This window comes from Sphingopyxis italica, assembly GCF_011926545.1.
GTDB lineage: Bacteria > Pseudomonadota > Alphaproteobacteria > Sphingomonadales > Sphingomonadaceae > Sphingopyxis > Sphingopyxis italica.
Genome location: NZ_JAATIT010000006.1, coordinates 104813 through 127344, shown reverse-complemented (window position 1 = coordinate 127344; position 22532 = coordinate 104813). Strand labels below are relative to the sequence as shown.

The window sequence follows — 22532 nt, the reverse complement described above, 5'->3', positions numbered from 1 at the left end:
CGCCGCAGCCCTAATCTCGCGCGCGCGGCCATCACCACCGTATTTTTGGAACGCGTTAAAACAATAATAACAACACGAGCTTCCTCCGCTATTTTTTCGACTCACCGGGGGGGGGGGCGCCGTCCGGCGCCCCGCCGCGTCCATGGCGCGCGCGCCGCCAGCCCCGCCGAAAACAGGACCGCCAACCCATAAGCCAGCGGCGGCGACCAGATGACGGCACGCGCGCCGGCTATCGCGCCGACCACGAGCATCGTCCACAGCGCCAGATGCGGCAACCAGCGCGCATCCCCGTTTCCGCGCAGCGCGTTGGCGATCTTTTGCCCCATGTGGACGAGCGTGCCCGTCATATAGGTCACGCCGACGACGGCCCCGCCCCGTCCCTCGATCGCCGCATTGACCATGCCCATCGCCGGTGCAAGGCAGGCGACCGAAAGCCATACAAGGTCGAGCAGGCGAAGCGTCCCCGCGATGGCGAGCAACATGGTGACGGACAGGAGGATCACCCCGCTCCGCCGGTCGGCGGCGCGCGCCGCGATGAGCGATCCGGCGACGACCCCGGCAAGGAACAGCGCGATGATCGCGCCCGCGATCAGCCCCGCCTCGGTCCATTCGGCCGCCCCGACCGCGAGCCGCGTCGAGTTCCCGGTCATAAATGACACGAAAAAGCCGCCCGATTCGACAAAGCCGATCGCGTCGATGAAGCCCGCAAGCGCCGAAACGCCGGCGGCCAACGTCTGTTGCGACCGATCGAAACGGATCATGCCGGCAGCGGTCAGCCCACGACCGCGTTACGCCGCGCGTAGAGGAAATAGACGGCCAGCCCGCCGATATTCCACGCGACGAACCAGAGCTGGGTCTGCACCGGCAGGCTGAAGAAGAGATAGATGCAGCCGAGCACCGCGATGCCGCCGACGACCCAGGGCAGCGGCGTGCGGAAGGTGCGCGGCGCATCGGGGGCGCGGCGGCGCATGATCAGCATGCACAGCGACACCGCGGTGAAGGCCGCGAGCGTCCCGGCGTTGGCGAGCGCGGCGAGTTCGCCGAGCGGGATGAAGCCCGCGAGCACCGCGACGACGAGCGCGGTGAAGATCGTGATCCGCACCGGCGTGCCGCGCGCCGACAGCTTCGCAAGGCCCGCGGGGAGCAGCCCGTCGCGCGCCATGGTGAAGAAGATGCGGCTCTGCCCATAGAAGAAGGCGAGGATCACGGTCGGCAGCGCGATGACCGCCGAGACCGCGAGATATTGCGCGGCGAGCGGACTGCCGAGTTCGCGCAGGATCAGCGCGAGCGGTTCGGGGCTGTTGGCGAAGCGGGTGTAGGCGATCGCGCCCACCGCGGTGACCGCGACGGCGATATAGATGGCGACGCAGGCGACCATCGAGCCGACGATGCCGATCTTGAGGTCGCGGTCGGGATTCTTCGCTTCCTCGGCCGCGGTCGCGATCGCGTCGAAGCCGTAGAAGGCGAAGAAGATGATCGCCGCCGCCGCCATCACCCCGCGCTCGACGCCGTCGGGTCCCATATGCTTGGCGAAGCCATAGGGGCTGAACGGTTCGAGATTGGCGGCGTCGAAGGCGGGCAACGCGACCGCGACGAAGACGACCAGCGCCGCGATCTTGACCAGCACGAGCAGCGCGTTGAGCGTCGCGCTTTCACGCGTGCCGACGAGCAGCAGCCCCGCGACGACGGCGATGATCGCGATCGCCGGCAAGTTGACGATGCCGCCAAGTTCGGGTCCCTGCATCAGCGCCATCGGGAACCCCGCCCACGCCTGGAGCAGCGGCGCGGCATAGCCCGACCAGCCAACCGCGACCGCGCTGACGACGAGCGAATATTCGAGGATGAGGCTCCACCCCACGATCCACGCGAGCAGCTCGCCGATCACGACATAGGAGTAGGTGTAGGCGCTGCCCGAGGCGGGGATCATCGTCGCCATTTCGGCATAGGCGAGCGCGGCGCAGGCGCAGATCAGCCCCGCGATGCCGAACGACAGGATGACCGCCGGTCCCGCCTTGTCGGCGCCGACGCCGATCAACGTCAAAATGCCCGTGCCGACGATCGCGCCGACGCCGAGTGCGATCAGATGCGGCCAACCGAGCGTCCGCACCAGCGTCTGCTCCCCTTCCCGCCGTTCCGGAACGATCGGTTTGCGACGAAACAGGCTGTCGGTCATGCGGTGGGCTCCCCCCTTGGGTGCTGGATATGTTTGGGCTGCTTGTAAGGGCGTGGGGGGTGAGCGCAAGGTGCGTGATGGGGATGGCGAGTGACGGCTTTGGGGTGGTGAGCTGTCATAGCCCTCTCCCCTTCAGGGGAGAGGGTTGGGAGAGGGGGCCGAAGCGGTTCATGCCCCTCTCAACTGCGGCTAGCCGGACAAGCCGGCAAGCCTTCGTATCTCTCCCCTGAAGGGGAGAGAGCAATCGCGCTTCGGCCGCAACCGGTCGATACCTGCCGCTGCCGCCCTTCAGACCAGCGCCTCGATCGCTTCGGCCAGCTTCGCATCGCGCTCTGACAATCCGTCGGCGTCGTGCGTTGTCAGCAATATGTCGACGCGGTTGTAGACGTTCGACCATTCGGGGTGGTGGTCCATCTTTTCGGCGATGATCGCGATACTCGCCATGAAGCCGAAGGCCCGCGCGAAATCGTCGAATTTGAACTGGCGCGTGATCGCGTCGCGCGACGGTTCGTGCGTCCATTCGGGAAAGCGGGCGAGGAGCGCGTTGCGCTCGGCTTCGTCGAGTTTCTGCACCATGATTTATCTCCCGCTGGTCAATATCGCGTCGCCGCCATAAGGAAGGGCGCGATGAGCGACAAGAGTGCCCTTCCCGATTTACCCGCCGGCTGGACCGGCGCCCCCCCCGACGCCGACGCGCTGTTCGCGATGGCCGAGGCGGCGTTGGCGACGATGCCCGATGTGTTCAGGCCGCATATCGAGGGCGTGGTGATTTCGATCGAGGAATTCGCCGACGATGAGGTGCTCGCGTCGCTCGACATCGAGCATCCCTATGAGCTCACCGGCCTTTACGAAGGCCGCCCGCTGACCGAGCGCAGCATCGGCGAGAGCGGCGGGATGCCCGACCGGGTGACGCTCTATCGCATCCCCATCCTCGTCGAATGGATCGAGGCGGGCGAGAAGCTCGAGTGGCTGGTGCGCCATGTGCTGATCCACGAGATCGGCCATCATTTCGGTTTTTCCGACGAGGATATGCACGCGCTGGAAGATATGGCGTGACCGAGCTGTTGCGGCTGGACGATGTGGCGTGCATTCGCGGCGACCGGTTGCTGTTCGAGGGGCTGTCGCTGGCGCTGAACCGCGGCGAGGCATTGTGGCTGCGCGGGCCCAACGGCGCGGGCAAATCGAGCCTGATCCGGCTAGCCGCAGGGTTGTTGCGCCCCGCCGCCGGGACCGCCCTGCGCCGCGAACGCGTCGCGCTGATCGACGAGGCGGCGGCGCTCGATGCCGAGCTTCCCTTGCGCCGCGCGCTCGATTTCTGGGCGCGGGTCGATACGGTCGACGGGCACAGCGTCGACCGCGCGATGGACGTGATGGCGCTCGCGCCGCTCGCCGAGGTGCCGGTGGCGATGCTGTCGACCGGGCAGCGCAAGCGCGCCGCGATGGTCCGCGTGATCGCGAGCGGCGCGCCGATCTGGCTGCTCGACGAGCCCGCGAACGGCATGGACGAAGCGGCGCAAGCGCGGCTGGTCGCGGCGATCGCCCGGCATCGGGCGAATGGCGGGGCTGTGATGCTAGCGTCGCATTTTGCGCTGGGGGTGCCCGATCTGGCGGAGCTGGATATGGGGGCGCTGGCGTGAGTCCGACACAGCATCGCGCCCATTCCGTTCGTGCTGAGCTTGTCGAAGCACCGTCCTTATTCTTGCGGCGCTTGAAAGAAAGAACGGCCCTTCGACAAGCTCAGGGCGAACGGGTTTATGGAGAGTATAGCACGGAAAAGGGCCGATGACCGCCCTTCTCGCCCTTTTCTGGCGTGACCTGCGCCGCGCGTGGGGCAGCGGGGCGCTGTGGTTGCCGGTGCTGTTTTTCCTGCTTGTCGCGACGGCGTTTCCGTTCGCGGTCGGCCCCGATGCACCGCTGTTGAGCCGCGCGGGGGGCGGGATGGTCTGGGTTGCGGCCTTGCTCGCGGCTTTGCTGCCGATCGACCGGCTGGTGCGGCCCGACAAGGATGCGGGGGTGCTCGATCAGCTTGCGGTGCGCGGGTTCGCCGACGAGGTGATCGCGGCGGTGAAGATCGGCGCGCATGCCATCGGTTTCGGGCTGCCTTTGCTGATCGCATTGCTCCCGGCGGCGGCGCTGCTGGCGCAGGATGCGGCGCGCGTCGAAACGCTCGCGGCGGGGATTGCGATCGCGGTTCCCGCGCTCGCCTCGCTCGCGGTGCTGAGCGCGGCGCTGACCGCGAACCACAAGGGCGGCAGCGCGATCGGCGGGCTGCTTGTGCTGCCGCTCGCGGTGCCGCTGCTGATCTTCGGCGCGGGGATGCTCGACCCGTCGGGGCGGGGGGCGGTGAAGCTGCTCGCGGCGACGAGTTTGCTGCTGACGGTGATCGGGCCGTTCGCGGCGGGGGCGGCATTGAGGGGGCTGCGAGAGTAGGGGGCGACTGTCTCCTGTTCCCGTCATGCTGAGCTTGTTCGGCATCCACGAACAGCGTTCGCCCGCGAAGGCGGCGCCAGTTGGTTCTCACACAAAGACACGAAGAGGGCCGCTGGGGCCGATAGACCCATTCCTCCTTCAACAATGCGGCTGTCGCAAGGTTGGAAAGAAAAGCCGCTTCGCGGCGAGCGCGACCTCTTTGTGTCTTTGTGTGAAACAAAAACACTGCCCCCGCGGAATGGGTAGGCCATGGATGCTGAAACAAGTTCAGCATGACGGGATTTTGGAGGCGACCGTGTCCGCAAAAGAAAAGGGCCGGAGTTGCCCCCGGCCCTTCCCTTAAATCATTATGGTCCGATCAGGCGCCGACGACCTCGGTCGTATCGATTTTCACGCCCGGGCCCATCGACGACGACAGCGCGACCTTGCGGACATATTTGCCCTTGGCGCCCGACGGCTTCGCCTTGACGATCGCATCGACGAAGGCGTCGAAGTTCTGGCGGAGCTTCTCCTCGCCGAACGACAGCTTGCCGAGGCCGGCGTGGATGATGCCGACCTTTTCGACGCGGAATTCGATCTGACCGCCCTTGGCGGCCTTCACGGCTTCGGCGACGTTCGGGGTGACGGTGCCCAGCTTCGGGTTCGGCATCAGACCCTTCGGACCCAGCGTCTTGCCGAGGCGACCGACGATGCCCATCATGTCCGGCGTCGCGATGACGCGGCCATAGTCGAGGTTGCCCGCGAGCATGTCTTCCATCAGGTCTTCGGCACCGACCTTGTCGGCGCCGGCGGCCAGCGCCTTGTCGGCATTGTCGCCGCGCGCGAACACGGCGACCTTGACGTCCTTGCCGGTGCCGGCGGGGAGCGTGACGACGCCGCGGACCATCTGGTCGGCGTGGCGCGGATCGACGCCGAGGTTCATCGCGATTTCAAGCGTTTCGTCGAACTTGGCGGTCGCCAGCTCGCGCACCAGCTTGATCGCTTCATCGACGCCGTGCAGCTTCAGCGCGTCAACCTTGCCCTCGAGGGCCTTCTGCTTTTTGGTCAGCTTGGCCATGGGTTCAGCCCTCCGTCACTTCGAGGCCCATCGAGCGCGCGCTGCCCTCGATGATCTTCGTTGCCTGTTCCAGATCGTTCGCGTTGAGATCCTTCATCTTGATCTCGGCGATTTCGGTCAGCTTCGAGCGCGCGATCTTGCCGCCGCTGATCTTGCCGGGCTCCTTCGAACCCGACTTCAGGTTCGCGGCCTTCTTGATCAGATAGGTCGCCGGGGGCGTCTTGGTGACGAACGAGAAGCTCTTGTCGGCAAAGACGGTGATGATGGTCGGCGTGGGCGTGCCCTTGTCCAGGGAATCGGTCGCGGCGTTGAACGCCTTGCAGAATTCCATGATGTTGACGCCGCGCTGGCCGAGTGCCGGCCCGAGCGGCGGCGACGGGTTGGCGGTGCCGGCGGGCACCTGCAGCTTGATATAGCCGCTGATCTTCTTGGCCATGATGGCCTCCTTTCTTTCTGTCGCCCCGGACCTGGATCCGGAGCTCAAAATAAGCGGTCAAGCAGAAGGGCATCACCCCTTCCTCCCGCGCGGAATCGCAACCGTGTCTGATGCGAAGCGGCGCCCATATAACCAAAGGCGCCGGAAAACAAGCCTTATTGGGGGCGGTAGCGGATCAGCCCTTCCTGCGCGGCGGTGGCCATCAGCGTGCCATCGCGGCGGTAGATCGAACCGCGGCACAGACCGCGGTCGCCGCCCGTCCACGGGCTGTCCATCACAAAGACGAACCAGTCGTCGACGCGCACGTCGCCGTGGAACCACATCGCGTGATCGAGGCTGGTCGACACCATGCCCGGGGTCCAGAAGCTGACGCCGTGCGGCAACATCGCCGAGGAGAGCAGCCCCATGTCGGACGCGAAGGCGAGGAAACCGCGGTGGAGCAGCGGATCGTCGCCGATCGGCGCGGCGACGCGGAACCATTGATAATGCTGCGTCGCCTTGTCCGAAGCCGGCGGGCGGAAGCTGCGCACCTCGAACGGACGGCTGCGCGCCATATGTGCGAGCTGGCGGTCCGAAATATGCGGGTCGGCGGCGATGAAATCGGTGAAGTCCCAGCATTCCTCGGGCGGCAGCAGGTCGGGCATCGCGACCTGATGCGACAGTCCCTCGGCGGGCCGCTGGAACGACGCGGTCAGGTTGAAGATGACCTTGCCGTCCTGGCGCACGACGACGCGGCGGTTCGAAAAGCTGCGGCCGTCGAAGTCGCGGTGGAGGCGGAAGTGCAGCGGCTTGGTCTCGTCGCCGCCGCGCAGGAAATAGGCGTGGAGCGAATGCACCTGCTTGTCGGGATCGACCGTGCGCGCGGCGGCGGTCATCGCCTGCGCGATGACCTGGCCGCCGAAAATCCGGTCGCGCGAGGTGGTCGGACGCGCGGGAAAGGTGAATTCGTCGTCGACGCCCGGCACCGCGTCGAGGTCGAACAGGCGCGCCACCGCGCCGACAACCTTGTCGGCGGGCGTGCTGCTGTTGATTTCACGCGCGAGATCGAGGCGCGCCTGCAGCTCTTCGGGCGTGAGGCTCATGCGCTATTCCATCGGGCTGGGGGCGCGGCGCGCCGTTATTTGAAGCGTTCGACCTGTTCGAAGTCGAGTTCGACCGGGGTGGCGCGGCCGAAGATCGACACCGACACCTTGACGCGCGCCTTTTCGAAATCGAGTTCCTCGACCAGCCCGTTGAAGCTGGCGAAAGGACCGTCGAGCACCTTGACCTGATCGCCGATTTCATAATCGACGCGGATTTCGGTCTTCGGACGCGCCGCGGCCTCTTCCTTGCTGTTGAGGATGCGCGCGGCTTCGGCTTCGCTGATCGCCTGCGGCTTGCCCATCGAGCCGAGGAAGCCCGTGACCTTCGGCGTATTCTTGACGAGGTGATAGACATCGTCGGTCATCGTCAGCTTGGCGAGGACGTAGCCGGGGAAGAATTTGCGCTCGGCCTGAACCTTCTTGCCGCGCTTCACCTCGGTGACGGTTTCAACCGGCACCTCGACGGCTTCGACGAAGTCGGTGAGGCCCATGCGTTCGGCTTCGGAAAGCACCGAATCGCGAACCTTGTTCTCGAAACCCGAATAGGCGTGAATGATGTACCAGCGCGCCATATGTATCCGTATCCTGTCCCTGTAACCGCGGGCGTCAGCGCGCGAGCGACGTCAGCCAGCTGACGATGAAGTTGAAAACCGTGTCGACGCCAAGGAAGAAGAGCGAAAGGATCGTCGTCATGATGAGCACCATGATCGTCGTCTGCACCGTTTCGCGGCTCGTCGGCCAGACGATCTTGCGCGCTTCGGCGCGCACCTGATTGATGAACTCAGCCGGGCTGGTCTTGGCCATGTCGATCGTCCTGTCCTAACAGCGTCAATGATCCGGGCCAGATGGGTTGCCGCCGCCCGCTCGTCAAGCGTGCTTTGGGCAAGTGTCCGCCCACCCTCCCCGAGCATGTCGGCGAAAGGCGGAAGGAAAACGGCGCATCTGTCCGAATGAAAGCGGCCTTTACTTGGGCGGCGAGGCGATTGCAAGTCAAAGGCGGACGGGTATTCGGCCGAGTTCGCGGTGCATCCAGATGAGCAGGCCAATCATGGCCATCCACGCCGCCGTCGGTTGCAGCGCGAAGATCAGGTGCAGCTCGCGCGCCGCCGCCTGGCCGTTCCGCGGATCGAAACCGACGAGGTCGAGCGCCGCGTAGCTGACCGCGATCGCGGCGGCGACGCCGAACTTCGCCATCAGGTTCAACAGCGCGAAGAGAAAGGCCGACCGATTGCGTCCGCATCGCTCGCTGTCGCGCGGAATCAGGTCGGCGAGCATCGAATAGATGAAAAGCAGGCCGACGAAGCCGGTGCCGAGCATCAACGAGAAGCCGACCGCCTGCCCCAGCCCGCGCGGCTGCTGCGCCAATGTCGCGATGAGCAGGCCGCCGATCAGCAGCCCCATCGCCATCATCATCGGCGGCTTGCCGAAGCGGCGCGCGAGGAAGGTCCATAGCGGCGATGCGAGCGCCCCGCCAATGAAGCTCGCGAACAGCAGGACGGCGCTTTGCCGGTCGAGGTCGAGCACCGCGGCGGCGAAGAAGACGAAGAGCGACGTCAACGAGCCGAAGGCGAAGCTGTTGAGGAATTGCACCCCGAGCAGCAGCATCAGCGGCCGGAAGGACAGCGAGGCGCGGATTTCGTGCCGCCATCCGAAGCCGGATTCGGCCATCACCGTGCGCAAGGGCACGCGGCGGATCGCGAAGAGCGCGATCGGGACCAAGAGGAGGAAAAGGCTGGCATAGGCCATGATCCGTCCTTGCAGGCTGAGCCCCGGGATCAGCAGTTGCGCCGCGGCGGGCGCGGCGAAAGCGAGGATGAGCGCGATCTTCGCGAACCAGTCGCGCATGCCATAAAGGAGCGCGCTGTCGGCGGGCGTGCGGACGAGCGCCGACCCCCACGAGAGCTGCGCGACCTCGTAGAGGCTATAGCTCGAGTAAAAGAGCACCATCATCAGGAAAAGCGCGGCGAAGGGCAGCTGATTGCCGACGGTGACGAGCGCGAGCAGCAGCAGCGACAAGGGCAGCAGCGCGAGCAGCATCCAGCGCCGGTGCGCGCCGGGCCCGGTGCGGACGCGGTCGACCATCGTCCCGATCAGCGGATCGACGACGCCGTCCCAGATCGTCGTGAGCGAAAAGAGCAGCCCAACGAGCGCGACCGAAATGGCCCCGCCCTCGGCGATATAGGGCGGCAGATAGACGCTGAACGGAAGGCCGAGCATGACCGTCGGCCCCGCCGTCGCGGCATAGGCGGCGACGGCGCGCGGACGCAGCGCGGAGGTTTCGGCGGCCGGGGCGGCCGATGGCAGGGCGGTACTGGCCAGGACGCGACACTCCCGAAACGGAAGCCGCAGGGTTTCAGTTATTTACAATGGTGTCAACAGGGTGCGGGGCGGGCGGGATGGCGATCCAAAGCAATGATTACGGTAAACTGTATCGGATCGACAACGCCGGAGCCCGAAAAGGTCGGATCAAGTCGCCAATGTTAGAAGAAGCGAAAGCACTACTTTCGCTGGCCTTTGTCCTATGGCGTTTTTGGACTCGACTCCGTCCCCGGTTTATGCGGCTTAGGCGGCGTTGCCAGCATCCGGCAAAGCGTATCCCGCTCTTTTTGATCGGTCTCAATCATGCCCCAGTTTAACTTAATGGACGCGCGGCTCAAACTCGAAAGGGCCCGCGAACACATTCTTGATGTTGAACGTGCCGTTGAGAATCTCACCGCTCCTGAGCTCTACAAAATCTCGATCCAGCGTGATGAAAGCCCTTATCTGAGCGTTGATTTTGAGACCCTCCATGACGGAAACCAATATCTTAGCGCGATCATCGGTGACGCGATCGGGAATCTGCGAAGCTCCCTTGATTATCTCATGGGAGCTGTGGTTAAGCCACTTGGCGGCAATCCAGCGAAAGTGACGTTTCCCTTCGCCGACAATGAAAAAGGGTTCAAAGGCGAGGTTAGAGCCGCCCCTCTCTTACTGACGCCCGACCTTGTCGACGTCTTCGATAAGATTGAGGCTTACGAAGGCGGGGCTGGTCGCAATCTTTGGGCCATCAACAAACTGCGCAACATCGATAAACACCGGTTGCTTATTACCGTCAATCACCTTGCCGGCATAAAGGCGAGTTGGCGGGCGGGCAGTTCCACGTTCACGAATTGTGGCATGTGGGTTGAAGCAGGCAAACAAGGCAAGGCCATCAGAGCACCTGCCGCGGATTTCGAGTTCACAAGCTATCCGACACCTATGTTCCAGATAATGTTCGACGAACCGAAAGTGCCTCCTTTCACGGAAGTAGGCCCATTTCTGCATCTCGCCGCGAGCGACATCGATAGCCTTCTCCAATCTCTAGAGAAGGTCTGAACTATCTTGCTTTGTCCCGACTTGATCGGGGATCCCGCTCAGCAACGTGAAAAAGCTGGACCCCGGAGCAAGTCCGGCGTGACGAAGAGAAATCGCGCTTTTGAATCTACCGAATCTTGAAATGCGACAGGAACGGCTGGAGGCGCCAGTCGATCTGTTCGCTGTCGAGCCATTCGACCTCGATCCCCATCAAGGTGTTCAGCATCGAATCGCCGACGACGATGTCGAAAAACAGGCGCGCGGCGGCGTCGGGGCGGTCGATCTCGGCCTTGCCCGTCGCCGCCCATTCGGCGAAGAGTTCGATCAGCTCCTCGAGCGCGGGCACATGAAGGTCGAGGTATATCTGCATCGCGAATTCATGGTCGCGCAGACTTTCGGATATCAGCATGCGCATCAGCGCGAGGGTGTGCGCCGATTCCATCAGCTCTTTCTGGCGATGCGCATAACGCTTGAGGATTTCGACGCTCGACAATTCGCGGGTCGCATCGTCGTCGAGCGACCGGAGCATCACTTCGTCGCACCAGCGCGTCGCGATCGCGCGAAGCAGACCCTGTTTGTTGCTGAACAGTTCATAGAGCGTCGCGAGCGAGCCGCCCGAGCGTTTGACGATTTCGGCAAGGCTGGTGCGTTCATAGCCCTGTTCGAGGAACAGCGACTCGGCGGCGTCGAGAATGGCGCTTTGCCGCCGCTCGCGTGGTGTTGAATACCTATCCGTTTGACATAAAGTCGATTCCGACATGCCCAATTTGGGATCCCCTCTCTTGCCCCTTTTTGTAATTTAAATTACACGACGCCTCAGCGCAAGCTTTTGCGTATATAACAATCCCGCACAACTGCGATTTTTCAGGGGTCCTTATGAGTCGCGTCCGTCCTCTCAGCTGCGCCGCCGGCGCTGCGCTGGCCTTGCTGCTGGCCGCTTGCTCGTCCGAGGCGCCCCCCGCGCCCCCGCCGCCCGAGGTCAATATCGTGACCGTCCGCACGCAAGCCGTGCCGAACGTCATAGAACTGCCCGGCCGGGTGCAGGCGTATCGCACGTCGGAGGTCCGCGCGCGCGTCAACGGCATCGTCGAGCGGCGGCTGTTCGACGAAGGCAGCTTTGTGCGCGCCGGAACGCCCCTGTTCCGGATCGATCCGCGCGAGTTGATCGCCACCGCCAATGCGGCGCGCGCGCAGCTCGCCCGTGCGCAGGCCACCGCAGCCAATGCACGGCAAGTGGTCGGCCGCTATCAACCGCTGCTTGCGGATCAAGCGATCGGCAAGCAGGAATATGATGCCGCGGTCGCCGCGCAGCGCACGGCCGAAGCCGACGTCGCCGCCGCACAGGCCAATCTGGAATCGGCGCGCCTCAACCTCGGCTATGCGTCGGTCACCGCGCCGATTTCGGGCCGCGCGCGCCGCGCCGAGGTCACCGAAGGGGCGCTGGTCAGCGCATCGCAAGGCACGCTGCTGACGACGATCGAACAGATCGATCGCGTTTATGTCAATTTCGGCCAGTCGAGTTCCGACCTTCTGGCGATCCGCGGCGACATGGGTTCGGGCAAGGTCAGCGTGCCGCAGCTCGAGCGCGTCGAGGTGCAGCTGATCCTCGAGGACGGCAGCGCCTATCCGGTCATCGGCCACCTCGACTTCCTCGACCTGTCGATCGACGAAGCGACGGGCACCGCGGCGCTGCGCGCCGAATTCCCCAATCCGAACTCGGCGCTGCTGCCCGGTCAGTTCGTCCGCGCCCGCATCTTCGCGGGCGACCGCGCCGACGGAGTGCTGATCCCGCAGCGCGCGGTCAAGCTGGCGGCGGATGCGGCGAGCGTGATGGTGCTCGACGCCAAGAATGTCGCGACGCCGCGCCCGGTCGAGCTGGGCGCGATGGTCGCGGGCCAGTGGGCGATCCTCGACGGGTTGAAAACCGGCGACCGGGTGATCGTCGACGGGCTGCAAAAGGTCCAGCCGGGCGCGCCGGTGCGGGTCGCGCCCGCCAAGGGCAAGTCGGTCCCGACGAAGCGCTGACCTGACATGACCCCCCGCTTCTTCATCGACCGGCCCATCTTTTCCTGGGTCATCGCCATCGGCATCCTGCTGGCCGGGATCATCGCGCTGCGCGGGCTGCCCGTGGAGCAATATCCGTCGGTCGCGCCGCCCTCGCTGACGATCAGCGTATCCTATCCGGGGGCAGACGCGAGCACGCTCGAGCAGAATGTCACGCAGGTCATCGAGCAGGAACTGAACGGGGTCGAGGGCTTCCTCTATATGGCCTCGACCAGCGAATCGAACGGCACCGCGTCGATCACGCTGACCTTCGAGGCCGGGACCGACATCGACAATGCGCAGATGGAGGTGCAGAACCGCCTGCGCCGCGTCGAACAGCGGCTGCCCGAAGACGTCCGCCGCCAGGGCATTTCGGTGACCGAGGCCAATTCGGGCTTTCTGCTGATCGTCGCGATCACGTCGAAGAGCGGCGAAACCGATCCGATGGAGATCAACAACTTCGCCAACACGCGCGTGCTCGACGAGCTGCGGCGCGTGAACGGGGTCGGCAACGTCCAGGCCTTTGCGCCCGAATATGCGATGCGCATCTGGCTCGACCCGCAAAAGCTCGCCTCCTACAACCTCTCGGCCGCCGAAGCGCTGGCAGCGGTGCAGGAACAGAATAGCCAGACCCCGGGCGGCCAGCTCGGCGACCAGCCGATCGCCAAGGGGGCGCAGCTCAACGCCGTGATTACGACGCAGGGCCGCTTCACCAAGCCCGAGCAGTTCGAAAGCATCATCCTGCGCGCCAACCCCGACGGGTCGGCGGTAACGCTGGGCGACGTCGGCCGCGTCGAGCTGGGCGCGGCGAGCTATCTCTTCTCGTCCGAGCTCAACGGCAAGCCGATGGCGGGCCTCGCGGTCCAGCTCACCCCCGGCGCCAACGCGCTGTCGACCGCCGAGGGCATTCGCACGCAGATGGCCGAGCTGGCGAAGGGCTTTCCGCCCGACGTCACCTGGTCGATCCCTTACGACACGACGCCCTTCATCAGCCTGTCGATCGAGGAAGTGGTGAAGACGCTGGGCGAAGCGATGCTGCTCGTCTTCCTCGTCATGTTCCTGTTCCTGCAGAACTGGCGCGCGACGGTGATCCCGACCGTGGTCGTGCCGATCGCGCTCGCGGGTGCCTGCCTCGGCCTCTGGATGTTCGGTTTCTCGATCAACGTGCTGACGCTGTTCGGCATGGTGCTCGCGATCGGCATCCTCGTCGATGACGCGATCGTCGTGATCGAGAATGTCGAACGCATTATGAACGAGGAACATCTGCCGCCCTATGAGGCGACGGTGAAGGCGATGGGGCAGATCACCTCGGCGATCGTCGGCATCACATTGGTGCTGATCGCGGTGTTCATCCCGATGGCATTTTTCCCCGGATCGACCGGCGGTATCTATCGCCAATTCTCGATGACGCTCGCGATCTCGATCGCCTTTTCGGCGCTGCTCGCGCTGACGCTGACCCCGGCGCTGTGCGCGACGCTTTTGAAGCCGCACGACCAGACCGAGCGCAAGGGGCGGATCGGGGCATTCTTCGACCGCTTCTTCGGCCGCTTCAACGACTGGTTCGGGCGCACGACCGACCGCTATCAGGGCGGCGTCGGCAAGATGCTCGCGGCGCCGCTGCGCTGGCTCGGCGTGTTCGCTCTGATGGTCGCGGTGACGGCTTTGCTGTTCACCCGCCTGCCGGGATCGTTCCTGCCGCAGGAAGATCAGGGCTATCTCGTCACGGTCATTCAGGCTCCCCCCGGCGCGACGACGCAGCGCACCAACGAGGCGACCAAGCAGGTCAAGGCCTTCTTCGCCGAGCAGCCGCAGGTCGCCAATGTCGTGGCGGTCAACGGCTTCAGCTTCTTTGGCCAGGGCCAGGCGAACGCCATCATGTTCACGCCGCTCAAACCCTGGGACGAGCGCAAGGGCGACGAGGACAGCGCCGACGCGATCGCGGGCAAGGCGATGGGCGCGTTCATGGGCATCAAGGAAGCGTTCGTCTTTTCGCTGAGCCCGCCCTCGATCCCCGAACTCGGCACGTCGAGCGGTTTCACCTTCAAGCTGCAGGACCGCGGCGGCAATGGGCGCGACGCGCTGATCGCCGCGCGCAACCAGATGCTCGGCGGCGCGATGCAGAGCAAGCTGCTCGCCAACGTCCGCCCCGAGGGGCAGGAGGACGCGCCCGTGCTGAAGCTCGACATCGACCGGATCCAGGCGCGCGCGCTCGGCCTGTCGATCGGCGAGGTCAATGCGACGCTCGCGATCAGCTTCGGCAGCGCCTATGCCAACGACTTCACCCGCGAAGGCCGCGTGCTGCGCGTGCTGCTCCAGGCCGACGCCGCGAGCCGGATGACGCCGCAGGATGTGCTCGACCTGCGCGTACGCAGCGCGAATGGCGACATGGTGCCCTTCGGATCGTTCAGCAGCGCCACATGGTCGGCGGAGGCGCCGCAACTGCAACGCTATAACGGCTATCCCGCGATGACGATCTCGGGCGAGCCCGCGCCGGGCCAGTCGACGGGCGAGGCGATGGCCGAAATGGAGCGGCTCGCGCAGCAGCTTCCGGCCGGCTTCGCGTTCGAATGGACCGGCATCTCCTATGAGGAGAAGCAGTCGGCGGGGCAGATCGGCATGTTGCTCGGGCTGTCGCTCGTCGTCGTGTTCCTGTTGCTCGCGGCGCTCTATGAAAGCTGGTCGGTGCCGGTCGCGGTGCTGCTCGTGGTGCCGCTGGGCGTGCTCGGCGCGGTGCTCTTCTCGATGTTCCGCGGTTTGTCGGCCGACATTTATTTCAACGTCGGGCTGATCACGATCATCGGGCTCGCCGCGAAGAACGCGATCCTGATCGTCGAGTTCGCGATCGAGCAGGAAGCCGAGGGCAAGTCGACGCTCGACGCGGTGATGGAGGCGGTGAAGCTGCGCCTGCGTCCGATCATTATGACCAGCCTCGCCTTCATCCTCGGCATGGTGCCGCTCGTCATCGCGAGCGGCGCGGGGGCCGCGAGCCGCATCGCGGTCGGATCGGGCGTGATGGGCGGGATGATCGCCGCGACTTTGCTTGGCATCTTCTTCATCCCGCTCTTCTATCTGTCGGTGCGCAAATGGCTCAGCCGCAAGCGGCCCCCCGCCCCTGCCGAGAAAGGCCATCATGAGGAACCCGGCCATGCGTAACCTGATCGCGCTGCTTGCGGCGACGACGCTCGCCGGATGCGTCAACATGGCGCCGAAGCACGAGCGCCCGCCGCTGTCGACCGCCGCCGACTATCCGGCCGAGTTCGCTGGCGACGTGACGCTGGGCCAGCGGGCGACCGATGTCGCGTGGCGCGACTTCTTCGCCGACCCGCAGCTCGAGGTGCTGATCGAACAGGCGATCACACGCAACCGCGACCTGGCGGTGGCGGTGGCGCAGATCGAGGAAGCGCGGGGCCTCTATCGCATCCAGGACGCCGACCGCCTGCCGACGGTCGGCGCGAGCGCCGATGCGACGCGGACGCGCAGCCAACTGGTCCCGAATACGGACCCTGCCATGACCAACCGCTATTCGGTCGGGGTCGGCGTGACCTCGTTCGAGCTCGATTTCTGGGGACGGGTCAAGAATCTGTCCGAAGCCGCGCGCAGCCAGTATCTGGCGACCGAAGCGGCCGAGCGGGCGTTCCGCCTCGCGCTCGTCCGCGACGTCGCCTCGACCTATTTCTCGTCGCGCGGCGCCGAGGAGCAGATCGAGCTCGCCGAAGCGACGGTGACGAGCCGCAAGGAAGGGCTGCGCATCGCCAAGCGCCGCCTCGATGCCGGGGTGACCTCGGCGCTCGACTATCGCCAGTCGGAAACATTGCTGACGCAGGCCGAGACCCAGCTCGCGAGCCTGAAGCTCGGCAAGGCGCAGGCCGATAATTTCCTCGCCGTGCTCACCGGCGGGCCGGTCGCCGGCCCCCTGCCCGGGCCGCTGCCGCTCGTCGCGCAGGCGCAATCGCCGACGCTGACCGCCGGCCTGCCGTCGGACCTCCTCGTCGCGCGCCCCGACATCCTCGCAGCGGAAGAGCGGCTGCGCGCCGCGCGCGCCAATGTTGGCGCCGCGCGCGCCGCTTTCTTCCCGTCGATTTCGCTGACCGGCAATCTCGGTTTCTCCTCGCTCTCGCTCGACAATCTGTTCAGCGACGACAGCATGACGTGGAGCTTCGGCCCGTCGATCAGCCTGCCGATCTTCGATTTCGGGCGCAACAAAGGCAATCTGACCGTCGCCGAAGCGCGCGAGAATATCGCGGTCGCGACCTATGAGCGCGCGGTGCAAGGCGCGTTCCGCGAAGTCGCCGACGCGCTCGCCGGGCGCCGCTACCTTGCCGAACAGGTCGAGGCGCAGGAGCGCGGCACGCTCGCGACGCGGCAGATCGCCGACCTTGCGCGCAAGCGGTATCGGGAGGGCGTTTCGACCTATCTCGAAGTGCTCGACGCCGAGCGCAATCTGTTCGCGTCCGAACAGACGCTGATCGAATTGCGCCGCGCGCAGGTCGACAATCTGGTCACGCTCTACGTCGCGCTCGGCGGCGGGCTGGTCGAGCGCCGGTAAGAGCGACATCGTGAGTGCCGAAGCCCCTGCCCTGCTCAAGGACATATTGGGGACCCGGGCGCTGGAGACGATCGCCGATGCGGGTTCGGCGGCGACGGCGCGCTTCGATCGCGCCGCCTTTGTGCATGCAGCGTCGGACGGACTCGACGCGCTGTCGATCATGGAGCGCGTGCGCCATATCGCCGATGCGCTCCATCCCGCGCTGCCCGGCGACTATGCGGCGCGTCTCGATGTCCTTCGGGCGATGGCGCCGCGATTGACGCATGGGTTTCAGGCGATCGCGATCACCGAATATGTCGCGCGCCATGGGCTCGATGATTTTGATGCGTCGATGGATGCGCTCGCCGAGCTGACGCGCTTCGGCTCGGCCGAATTCGCGATCCGACCCTTTCTGGCCGCCGATACCACCCGCGCGCTGATGGCGATGACGCGCTGGACCGGCAGCGGCGACGAGCATGTGCGCCGGCTGGCGAGCGAGGGCGCGCGACCGCGCCTGCCATGGGCGGCGCGCGTGCCGGCGCTCAAGGCCGATCCGACCTTGGCGGCGCCGATCCTCGAGGCGCTCAAGGCCGATCCCAGCCTTTACGTTCGCAAATCGGTCGCCAATCATCTGAACGACATCGCCAAGGACCGGCCCGACTGGCTGCTGGCGCGCCTTGCCGGCTGGCCGCAGGGCGACGCGCGCACGGCGTGGATCGTCCGCCACGCGCTGCGCACGCTGATCAAGCAGGGCGACCCCGGCGCGCTCGCGCTGATCGGCGTCGGCCATGGCGCCGCGGTGACCGTGCGCGATTTCGCTGTCGTCCCCGTGAAGGTGCGGCTGGGCGAGCGGATTGCGATCAGCGCGGACATTGTGTCGGATTCGTCCGACGATCAGCGGCTGGTGGTCGATTACCGCATTCACTACGCGCGCGGGGGCGGCAAGACCGCACCGAAAGTGTTCAAGCTCAAGAGTTTCGAGCTTGCCACGGGCGCGACCGCGCCGGTCGGGATCAGCCAGACGATCCGCGATTTCAGCACGCGGCGCCACCATCCTGGCCGGCACCGGGTCGAATTGATCGTCAATGGCCGGACGATGGCCGAAGCCGCGTTCGACCTGTTGTCCGGCTGACGCGACGGCCCGGAGTGTATTGAACATCAAACACCGTTTGTCCTGAGGAGGGACTGAGCCTGTCGAAGACCCGTCTCGAAGGATCATGCGCGGTGGTAGCGTCCTTCGAGACGCCATTTCGACAAGCTCAATGGCTCCTCAGGACCAACGGATATGACAAGGACAGGCCCTAGGGCGGCGTCGTCACCTGCGCCGGCGGTTCCACCTCGGCCGGTTCGGGCGTCCGGTCCTGGATCGGCAGCCGGAGGTCGATGCGGCTGCCATTGATTTCGGTCGAGATGACCGCGTCGCCGCCTTCGAGGCCGACGCGCGTGCGGTCGCCGATCGGGATGTCGCTGATATCAGGGATGTCGAGCGGCTCGACCGGCCCCGCCGGATCGGCGCGCCTCGGTCGCGGCGGCTCCGCCCGCTTGCCCGATGCCTCGGTCATGAAGTCGCGCCAGATGCGCGCGGGCATGCCGCCACCCGATATGCCGCGAAGCGGCGTGTTGTCGTCGTTGCCGATCCACACCCCGACGACGAGGTTGTTCGCATAGCCGACGAACAGCGCGTCGCGATTGTCCTGGGTCGTGCCGGTCTTGCCATAATTGGCCTGCGGCAGCCGCGCCGCGCGGCCGGTGCCGCGGTTGACCGCGGCGCGCAGCATCGTCTCGATATCCTCATGCACGCCTGATCCGAAGCGCGAGGGTCCCCAGATCAGATTTTCGAACCAACCCTTTTCGTCCGCCTTGAACGCGTGCGGTTCGACCGGATAGCTGTTCGCCGCGACCGCGGCATAGGCGGCGGTGAGTTCGATCAAGGTCATGCTCGACGTGCCGAGCGCGAGGCTGGGGTCGCCCTTCGGCAGCGGCGCGGTGACGCCCAAATCGCGCGCCATCGCGATCACCTTTTCGTCGCCGACTTCGCCGAACAGGCGCACCGCGGCGACATTGCTCGACGAGGCGAAGGCGTCTTCGAGGCTGATGTCCTTCGAATAGGCGCCGCCCGAATTTTTGGGTCGGTAGGAGCCCGTTTCGATCGCGCTGTTGTCGATCCGGTCATCCGGTTCCCAGCCCGCCTCTAGCGCCGCGAGATAGACGAACAGCTTGAAGGTCGAGCCGGGCTGGCGCCGCGCCTGCGTCGCGCGGTTGAAGGGCGAGGCGGCATAATCCTTGCCGCCGATCATCGCGACGACTTCGCCGTTCGGGCGCATCGCGACGAGCGCGACCTGCGCCTGGCCGAGCCCGGCGCGGCCGGTCACGCGGCGCGCGATCGATTGCAGCCGCGCGTCGAGCGTCGTCGTGATCGTCTGGCGCGAATAGCCGACGTCGCTCAATTTGCGCGCCGCCGGCAGCGCCCAATCGGCGAAATAGGTGCCCGTCGGCAGCGTATTGCGCGTGCGCACGTCGATGCGCGGGGTGCGGATCGCTCTCGCTTCGGCCGCGGTCATAGTGCCGGTGTCGACCATCGCGTTCACGACGAGTTTCATGCGCTTTTCGGCAAGGTCGGGATTGCGCGTCGGCGCGAGGCGCGACGGCGCCTGCACCAGCCCCGCGAGCATCGCCGCCTGCGCGGGGGTCAGCTTTTCGGGATGGCGGTAGAAATAATGGAGCGATGCGGCGCGCAGGCCATAGGTATTGTCGCCGAAATAGGCGTTCGAGAGATAGCGTTCGAGGATCTCGTCCTTGGTCAGCCAGGCTTCGAGCCAGAAGGCGATCAGCGCCTCGCGCGCCTTGCGGCCGAGCGTGCGCTTGGGCGTCAGGAAAGTGAATTTCGCAAGCTGCTGGGTGATCGTGCTGCCGCCTTGGGTCCGCCCGCTCGTGACATTGCTCCACACCGCACGCGCGATGCTGCGCGGGTCGATGCCCCAATGGCTGTAGAAACGCCGGTCCTCGATCGCGAGGAAGGCGCCGGTGACATGTTTCGGAAGCTTCTCCGCCTCGACTGGCGCATCGACGATCGCACCGGCGCGCGCGATCGGCGTGCCGTCGGAGGCGAGCAAGGTGATCTGCGGCGGCGCGATCGGTTCGAGCGATTTCGACAGCGGCGCGGTGAGCGCGAGCCAGCCGACGAGCAACAGGAACGAGACGCAGAAGATCGCAAAGCCGCGCGACAGACGGCGCATCCATTTGCGCCACCGCGTTTCGGGAACGGGCGGCGGCGGAGGCGGCGCCATGTCGGCGAAGGGTCCGACCGGCGCCATCGCAAGCGTGGGGTCGGGGCCGTCGGGTTTACGAAACCAGGTCATGCTTGGGGCCGTATTACAGGCCCAATACAGCATAAGCAAATGGATTGGGCGGGCGTCGTTGGAGCGGGGCGATTCTGACTGTCTCGTCAATCGACGGGGTCATCACGGTCCTGCTGCCGGGCGTCGCCCCCGTCCTTCTTGATGAAGCTCATCTTGCCTTGCGGCTCGAGGATCGCCCAGGCGACGTCGGACATCCGCCCGATCCCCGCGAGCCGCATTTCGGAAAGGATTTCGTCGCGCGTCAGCCGGTCGCGGCGCAGGTTTTCGCTCACGATTTTGCCGTCGCGCACGACCACCCGCGGCGCCCCGTCGAGCAGATCCTTCGCGCGCGGAAACAGATAGGTGGTCCAACTGAGGATGAGCGCCCAGAAGGCGAAGGTGCTGATGGCGAGCGTCGCGCCGGTCAGGCTGAAATCATTGTGCGTCACCCCCTGCTGGATCAGGTCGCCGAGCACGACGAGCACGACGAATTCGAACGGCGTCATCTGGCCGAGTTCGCGCTTGCCGAGCAGGCGGATGAGCAGGAACAGGATGAAGAACATCACCGTGGCGCGCATCACGATATCCATCAGGGAAGCACCTTGATCCGCAGCGGCATCGCGCCGACGCGGCGGTCGCCGTCGTACACCGCGATCTCGCCGCGCGTGCCCGCGAACAGCGGCGGGTTGATCTGGCCGTCGATCTTGACGTGCAGGCGCTCGCCGGCGCCCAGCGGGCCGTAGGAGAAATGGAAATATCCGTCCTCGAAGCTCTCTTCGGCGGGCGCAGGGATCATCGTGTTGACCGTCATGTCCTGCCACAGCGCCGGCGTCACCGCGATCACCGCATCTGCAAGCGGGGTTTCGGCGGTCAGCGTCAGGTCGGTTTCGAAGAATTCGCCGTTGCGGATGATCAGCGGCGTTTTCACGGTCAGGCGCGCCTCGCCGAAATCGGCGGTGCGCGGCGGGCTCGGCTGGCCGCCGGTGAAGCCAAGGACGGCGGCGAGCAGCAGGCTGCCGAGAATCAGGATCGAGATCGGGCTGGCGTGCCGGTCCCAGAAGCGTTGGTGCGCCGGCTTGGCATCCTCCAGTCCTTCGAGAGCCTGCATCCGATCCTCCTGCCTGTCCGCGGGCCGCGACCGGCCGGGAGCGCATATGGGACGCTTGGCGCGGCGGTTCGTTCCCGCGGGGTCAGCGGGCGGTGGCGGCGAGCGTATCGCGCGCGACGCGTTGCAGCGCCGTCGCTTGCGCATCGGAGAGGCCGAGTTCGTCGGCGCCCTTTTCCCTGGGGCCGAGCCTGGTCGGGTCGACGCCGGTGACCGCGCCGAAGGTGACGAGCGCCGAGAGATAGGTGCCCGCGACGCTCGCATGATAATGGTCGTAGGCCCAGAGGTCGAGCTGGCCATAGGCGATGCCGTCATAGGGGTTGGGGTCGGCGACCCCCGTCGTCATCGCGCGGTTCCATGCCTGTCCGACCGGCAGCACGCCCGCCACGCCGGGGTTCGCCGCGCGCGCGCGATCGGCGGCGGCGCGAAGGTCTTCGGCCATCGCCGTCACCGGCTTGCCATACCAATGGCCCCCCGGCTTATAGGTCTGATCGGCGCGCGTCCATGTCGACACGAGACGGATTTCGACGGCGGGGTTGCGCGCCTTGAACAGCGCGGTCAGCCGCGCGACGTCGCGCAGATAATGGGTCGGATCGCCGGGCTTCTTGCGGCTGAGCGTACTGAGTTCCTGGAGCACGACGACATCCCACGGCCGGTCGAAGAGCGCGCGCCGCTCGTCATAATGAAAGCCAAGCGTCTTTCCGCCCTGCGTCTCGAGGCTGACGCGATAGTCGAGCCCCGCCTGCTCGGTGAACAGCTCGAACAGCGCCGGCACGCCGCCATAGCCCGCCTTGTTGAGATCGGTGACCGAACCCGCGCGCCAGTTGCGCGCCGCCGAATGCGCGCCTTGGGTGAAGCTGTTGCCGATGAAGAGAATGGTTTTTGGTGCGGCCTTGGGCTCGGCCGCTGGCGCGGCGGTTTCACCATGCGGGGCGGTGCTGGCGATCGCCTGGCCGGGCGCGCACCCTGCCAGCGCCAGCAGCACCGCTCCCGACATGGCCTTCAGGGGT

At 65.8% G+C, this 22532-nt stretch carries 22 protein-coding genes; 8 read left to right on the top strand and 14 right to left on the bottom strand.

The genetic code is table 11. The features are described from left to right. Nucleotides 1-101: 101 nt before the first annotated feature. The 3 genes from GGR90_RS18270 to GGR90_RS18260 form a co-directional block, all read right to left on the bottom strand. Complete coding sequence (locus tag GGR90_RS18270; protein ID WP_167922841.1) at nucleotides 102-761, bottom strand: YoaK family protein; 660 nt, start codon at nucleotides 759-761, stop codon at nucleotides 102-104. An 11-nt stretch (nucleotides 762-772) separates the two neighbouring features. Beyond that, nucleotides 773-2173, bottom strand: coding sequence for an amino acid permease (locus GGR90_RS18265; protein WP_167922840.1), 1401 nt, complete (start codon nucleotides 2171-2173; stop codon nucleotides 773-775). Between the two features lie 288 nt (nucleotides 2174-2461). Next, the gene (locus GGR90_RS18260) at nucleotides 2462-2749 is read right to left on the bottom strand and encodes a 4a-hydroxytetrahydrobiopterin dehydratase (protein WP_167922839.1); all 288 of its coding nucleotides are present in this window, start codon (nucleotides 2747-2749) and stop codon (nucleotides 2462-2464) included. 51 nt (nucleotides 2750-2800) lie between these two features. Here GGR90_RS18260 and GGR90_RS18255 point away from each other — a divergent pair, with 51 nt between their 5' ends. The 3 genes from GGR90_RS18255 (at nucleotide 2801) to GGR90_RS18245 (ending at nucleotide 4603) form a co-directional block, all read left to right on the top strand. Continuing rightward, nucleotides 2801-3229 (top strand): metallopeptidase family protein, encoded by a 429-nt coding sequence (locus tag GGR90_RS18255; RefSeq protein WP_167922838.1) that lies wholly within the window; start codon nucleotides 2801-2803, stop codon nucleotides 3227-3229. Next, on the top strand, nucleotides 3226-3810 hold the full coding sequence (ccmA, locus tag GGR90_RS18250) for a heme ABC exporter ATP-binding protein CcmA (RefSeq protein ID WP_342449966.1): 585 nt from the start codon (nucleotides 3226-3228) through the stop codon (nucleotides 3808-3810). Before GGR90_RS18255 ends, ccmA begins: the two co-directional genes overlap by 4 nt. A 145-nt stretch (nucleotides 3811-3955) precedes the next feature. Then, entirely contained in the window at nucleotides 3956-4603 is a 648-nt protein-coding gene (locus tag GGR90_RS18245; protein WP_167922836.1) for a heme exporter protein CcmB, read from the top strand. Nucleotides 4604-4961: 358 nt separating this feature from the next. Here GGR90_RS18245 and rplA read toward each other — a convergent pair whose 3' ends face one another. The 6 genes from rplA to GGR90_RS18215 form a co-directional block, all read right to left on the bottom strand. Further along, a complete protein-coding gene (gene rplA, locus GGR90_RS18240) occupies nucleotides 4962-5660 on the bottom strand; it encodes a 50S ribosomal protein L1 (protein ID WP_167922835.1) in 699 nt (232 codons plus the stop codon). A gap of 4 nt (nucleotides 5661-5664) precedes the next feature. Further along, nucleotides 5665-6096: a 50S ribosomal protein L11 gene (gene rplK / locus GGR90_RS18235; RefSeq protein WP_167922834.1), complete on the bottom strand. Its 432-nt coding sequence runs from the start codon at nucleotides 6094-6096 to the stop codon at nucleotides 5665-5667. 155 nt (nucleotides 6097-6251) lie between these two features. Next, nucleotides 6252-7178, bottom strand: a complete 927-nt coding sequence (locus tag GGR90_RS18230) for an acyl-CoA thioesterase (RefSeq protein ID WP_167922833.1) — start codon at nucleotides 7176-7178, stop codon at nucleotides 6252-6254. 35 nt (nucleotides 7179-7213) lie between these two features. Further along, complete coding sequence (nusG, locus tag GGR90_RS18225; RefSeq protein WP_093508678.1) at nucleotides 7214-7750, bottom strand: transcription termination/antitermination protein NusG; 537 nt, start codon at nucleotides 7748-7750, stop codon at nucleotides 7214-7216. Nucleotides 7751-7784: 34 nt separating this feature from the next. Beyond that, nucleotides 7785-7982, bottom strand: coding sequence for a preprotein translocase subunit SecE (secE, locus tag GGR90_RS18220; protein ID WP_167922832.1), 198 nt, complete (start codon nucleotides 7980-7982; stop codon nucleotides 7785-7787). Between the two features lie 186 nt (nucleotides 7983-8168). After that, entirely contained in the window at nucleotides 8169-9446 is a 1278-nt protein-coding gene (locus GGR90_RS18215) for an MFS transporter (RefSeq protein WP_280740934.1), read from the bottom strand. A gap of 354 nt (nucleotides 9447-9800) precedes the next feature. On the opposite strand from GGR90_RS18215, the gene GGR90_RS18210 reads away from it, so the two are divergent. Next, the gene (locus GGR90_RS18210; protein ID WP_167922830.1) at nucleotides 9801-10532 is read left to right on the top strand and encodes a hypothetical protein; all 732 of its coding nucleotides are present in this window, start codon (nucleotides 9801-9803) and stop codon (nucleotides 10530-10532) included. Nucleotides 10533-10638: 106 nt separating this feature from the next. Here the strand turns inward: GGR90_RS18210 and GGR90_RS18205 are convergent, their stop codons facing one another. After that, nucleotides 10639-11271, bottom strand: coding sequence for a TetR/AcrR family transcriptional regulator (locus GGR90_RS18205; RefSeq protein WP_167922829.1), 633 nt, complete (start codon nucleotides 11269-11271; stop codon nucleotides 10639-10641). A 116-nt stretch (nucleotides 11272-11387) separates the two neighbouring features. On the opposite strand from GGR90_RS18205, the gene GGR90_RS18200 reads away from it, so the two are divergent. Genes GGR90_RS18200 through GGR90_RS18185 form a run of 4 tightly spaced genes read left to right on the top strand, consistent with a single transcriptional unit; the run spans nucleotide 11388 to nucleotide 18211 of the window. Next, entirely contained in the window at nucleotides 11388-12536 is a 1149-nt protein-coding gene (locus GGR90_RS18200; RefSeq protein ID WP_167922828.1) for an efflux RND transporter periplasmic adaptor subunit, read from the top strand. Between the two features lie 6 nt (nucleotides 12537-12542). Next, nucleotides 12543-15707, top strand: coding sequence for an efflux RND transporter permease subunit (locus GGR90_RS18195; protein ID WP_167922827.1), 3165 nt, complete (start codon nucleotides 12543-12545; stop codon nucleotides 15705-15707). Next, the gene (locus GGR90_RS18190; protein ID WP_167922826.1) at nucleotides 15700-17100 is read left to right on the top strand and encodes an efflux transporter outer membrane subunit; all 1401 of its coding nucleotides are present in this window, start codon (nucleotides 15700-15702) and stop codon (nucleotides 17098-17100) included. The genes GGR90_RS18195 and GGR90_RS18190 overlap by 8 nt, the downstream gene beginning before the upstream one ends. 10 nt (nucleotides 17101-17110) lie before the next feature. Beyond that, complete coding sequence (locus GGR90_RS18185) at nucleotides 17111-18211, top strand: DNA alkylation repair protein (protein WP_167922825.1); 1101 nt, start codon at nucleotides 17111-17113, stop codon at nucleotides 18209-18211. Nucleotides 18212-18380: 169 nt separating this feature from the next. On the opposite strand, the gene GGR90_RS18180 is transcribed toward GGR90_RS18185, so the two are convergent. The 4 genes from GGR90_RS18180 to GGR90_RS18165 form a co-directional block, all read right to left on the bottom strand. Beyond that, nucleotides 18381-20438, bottom strand: a complete 2058-nt coding sequence (locus GGR90_RS18180; RefSeq protein ID WP_209023873.1) for a transglycosylase domain-containing protein — start codon at nucleotides 20436-20438, stop codon at nucleotides 18381-18383. Nucleotides 20439-20524: 86 nt separating this feature from the next. Next, the gene (locus GGR90_RS18175) at nucleotides 20525-21007 is read right to left on the bottom strand and encodes a DUF421 domain-containing protein (RefSeq protein WP_167922824.1); all 483 of its coding nucleotides are present in this window, start codon (nucleotides 21005-21007) and stop codon (nucleotides 20525-20527) included. After that, nucleotides 21007-21525: a hypothetical protein gene (locus GGR90_RS18170; protein ID WP_167922823.1), complete on the bottom strand. Its 519-nt coding sequence runs from the start codon at nucleotides 21523-21525 to the stop codon at nucleotides 21007-21009. Before GGR90_RS18170 ends, GGR90_RS18175 begins: the two co-directional genes overlap by 1 nt. Nucleotides 21526-21607: 82 nt before the next feature. After that, nucleotides 21608-22519, bottom strand: a complete 912-nt coding sequence (locus GGR90_RS18165; RefSeq protein WP_167922822.1) for an SGNH/GDSL hydrolase family protein — start codon at nucleotides 22517-22519, stop codon at nucleotides 21608-21610. Nucleotides 22520-22532 lie beyond the last annotated feature (13 nt).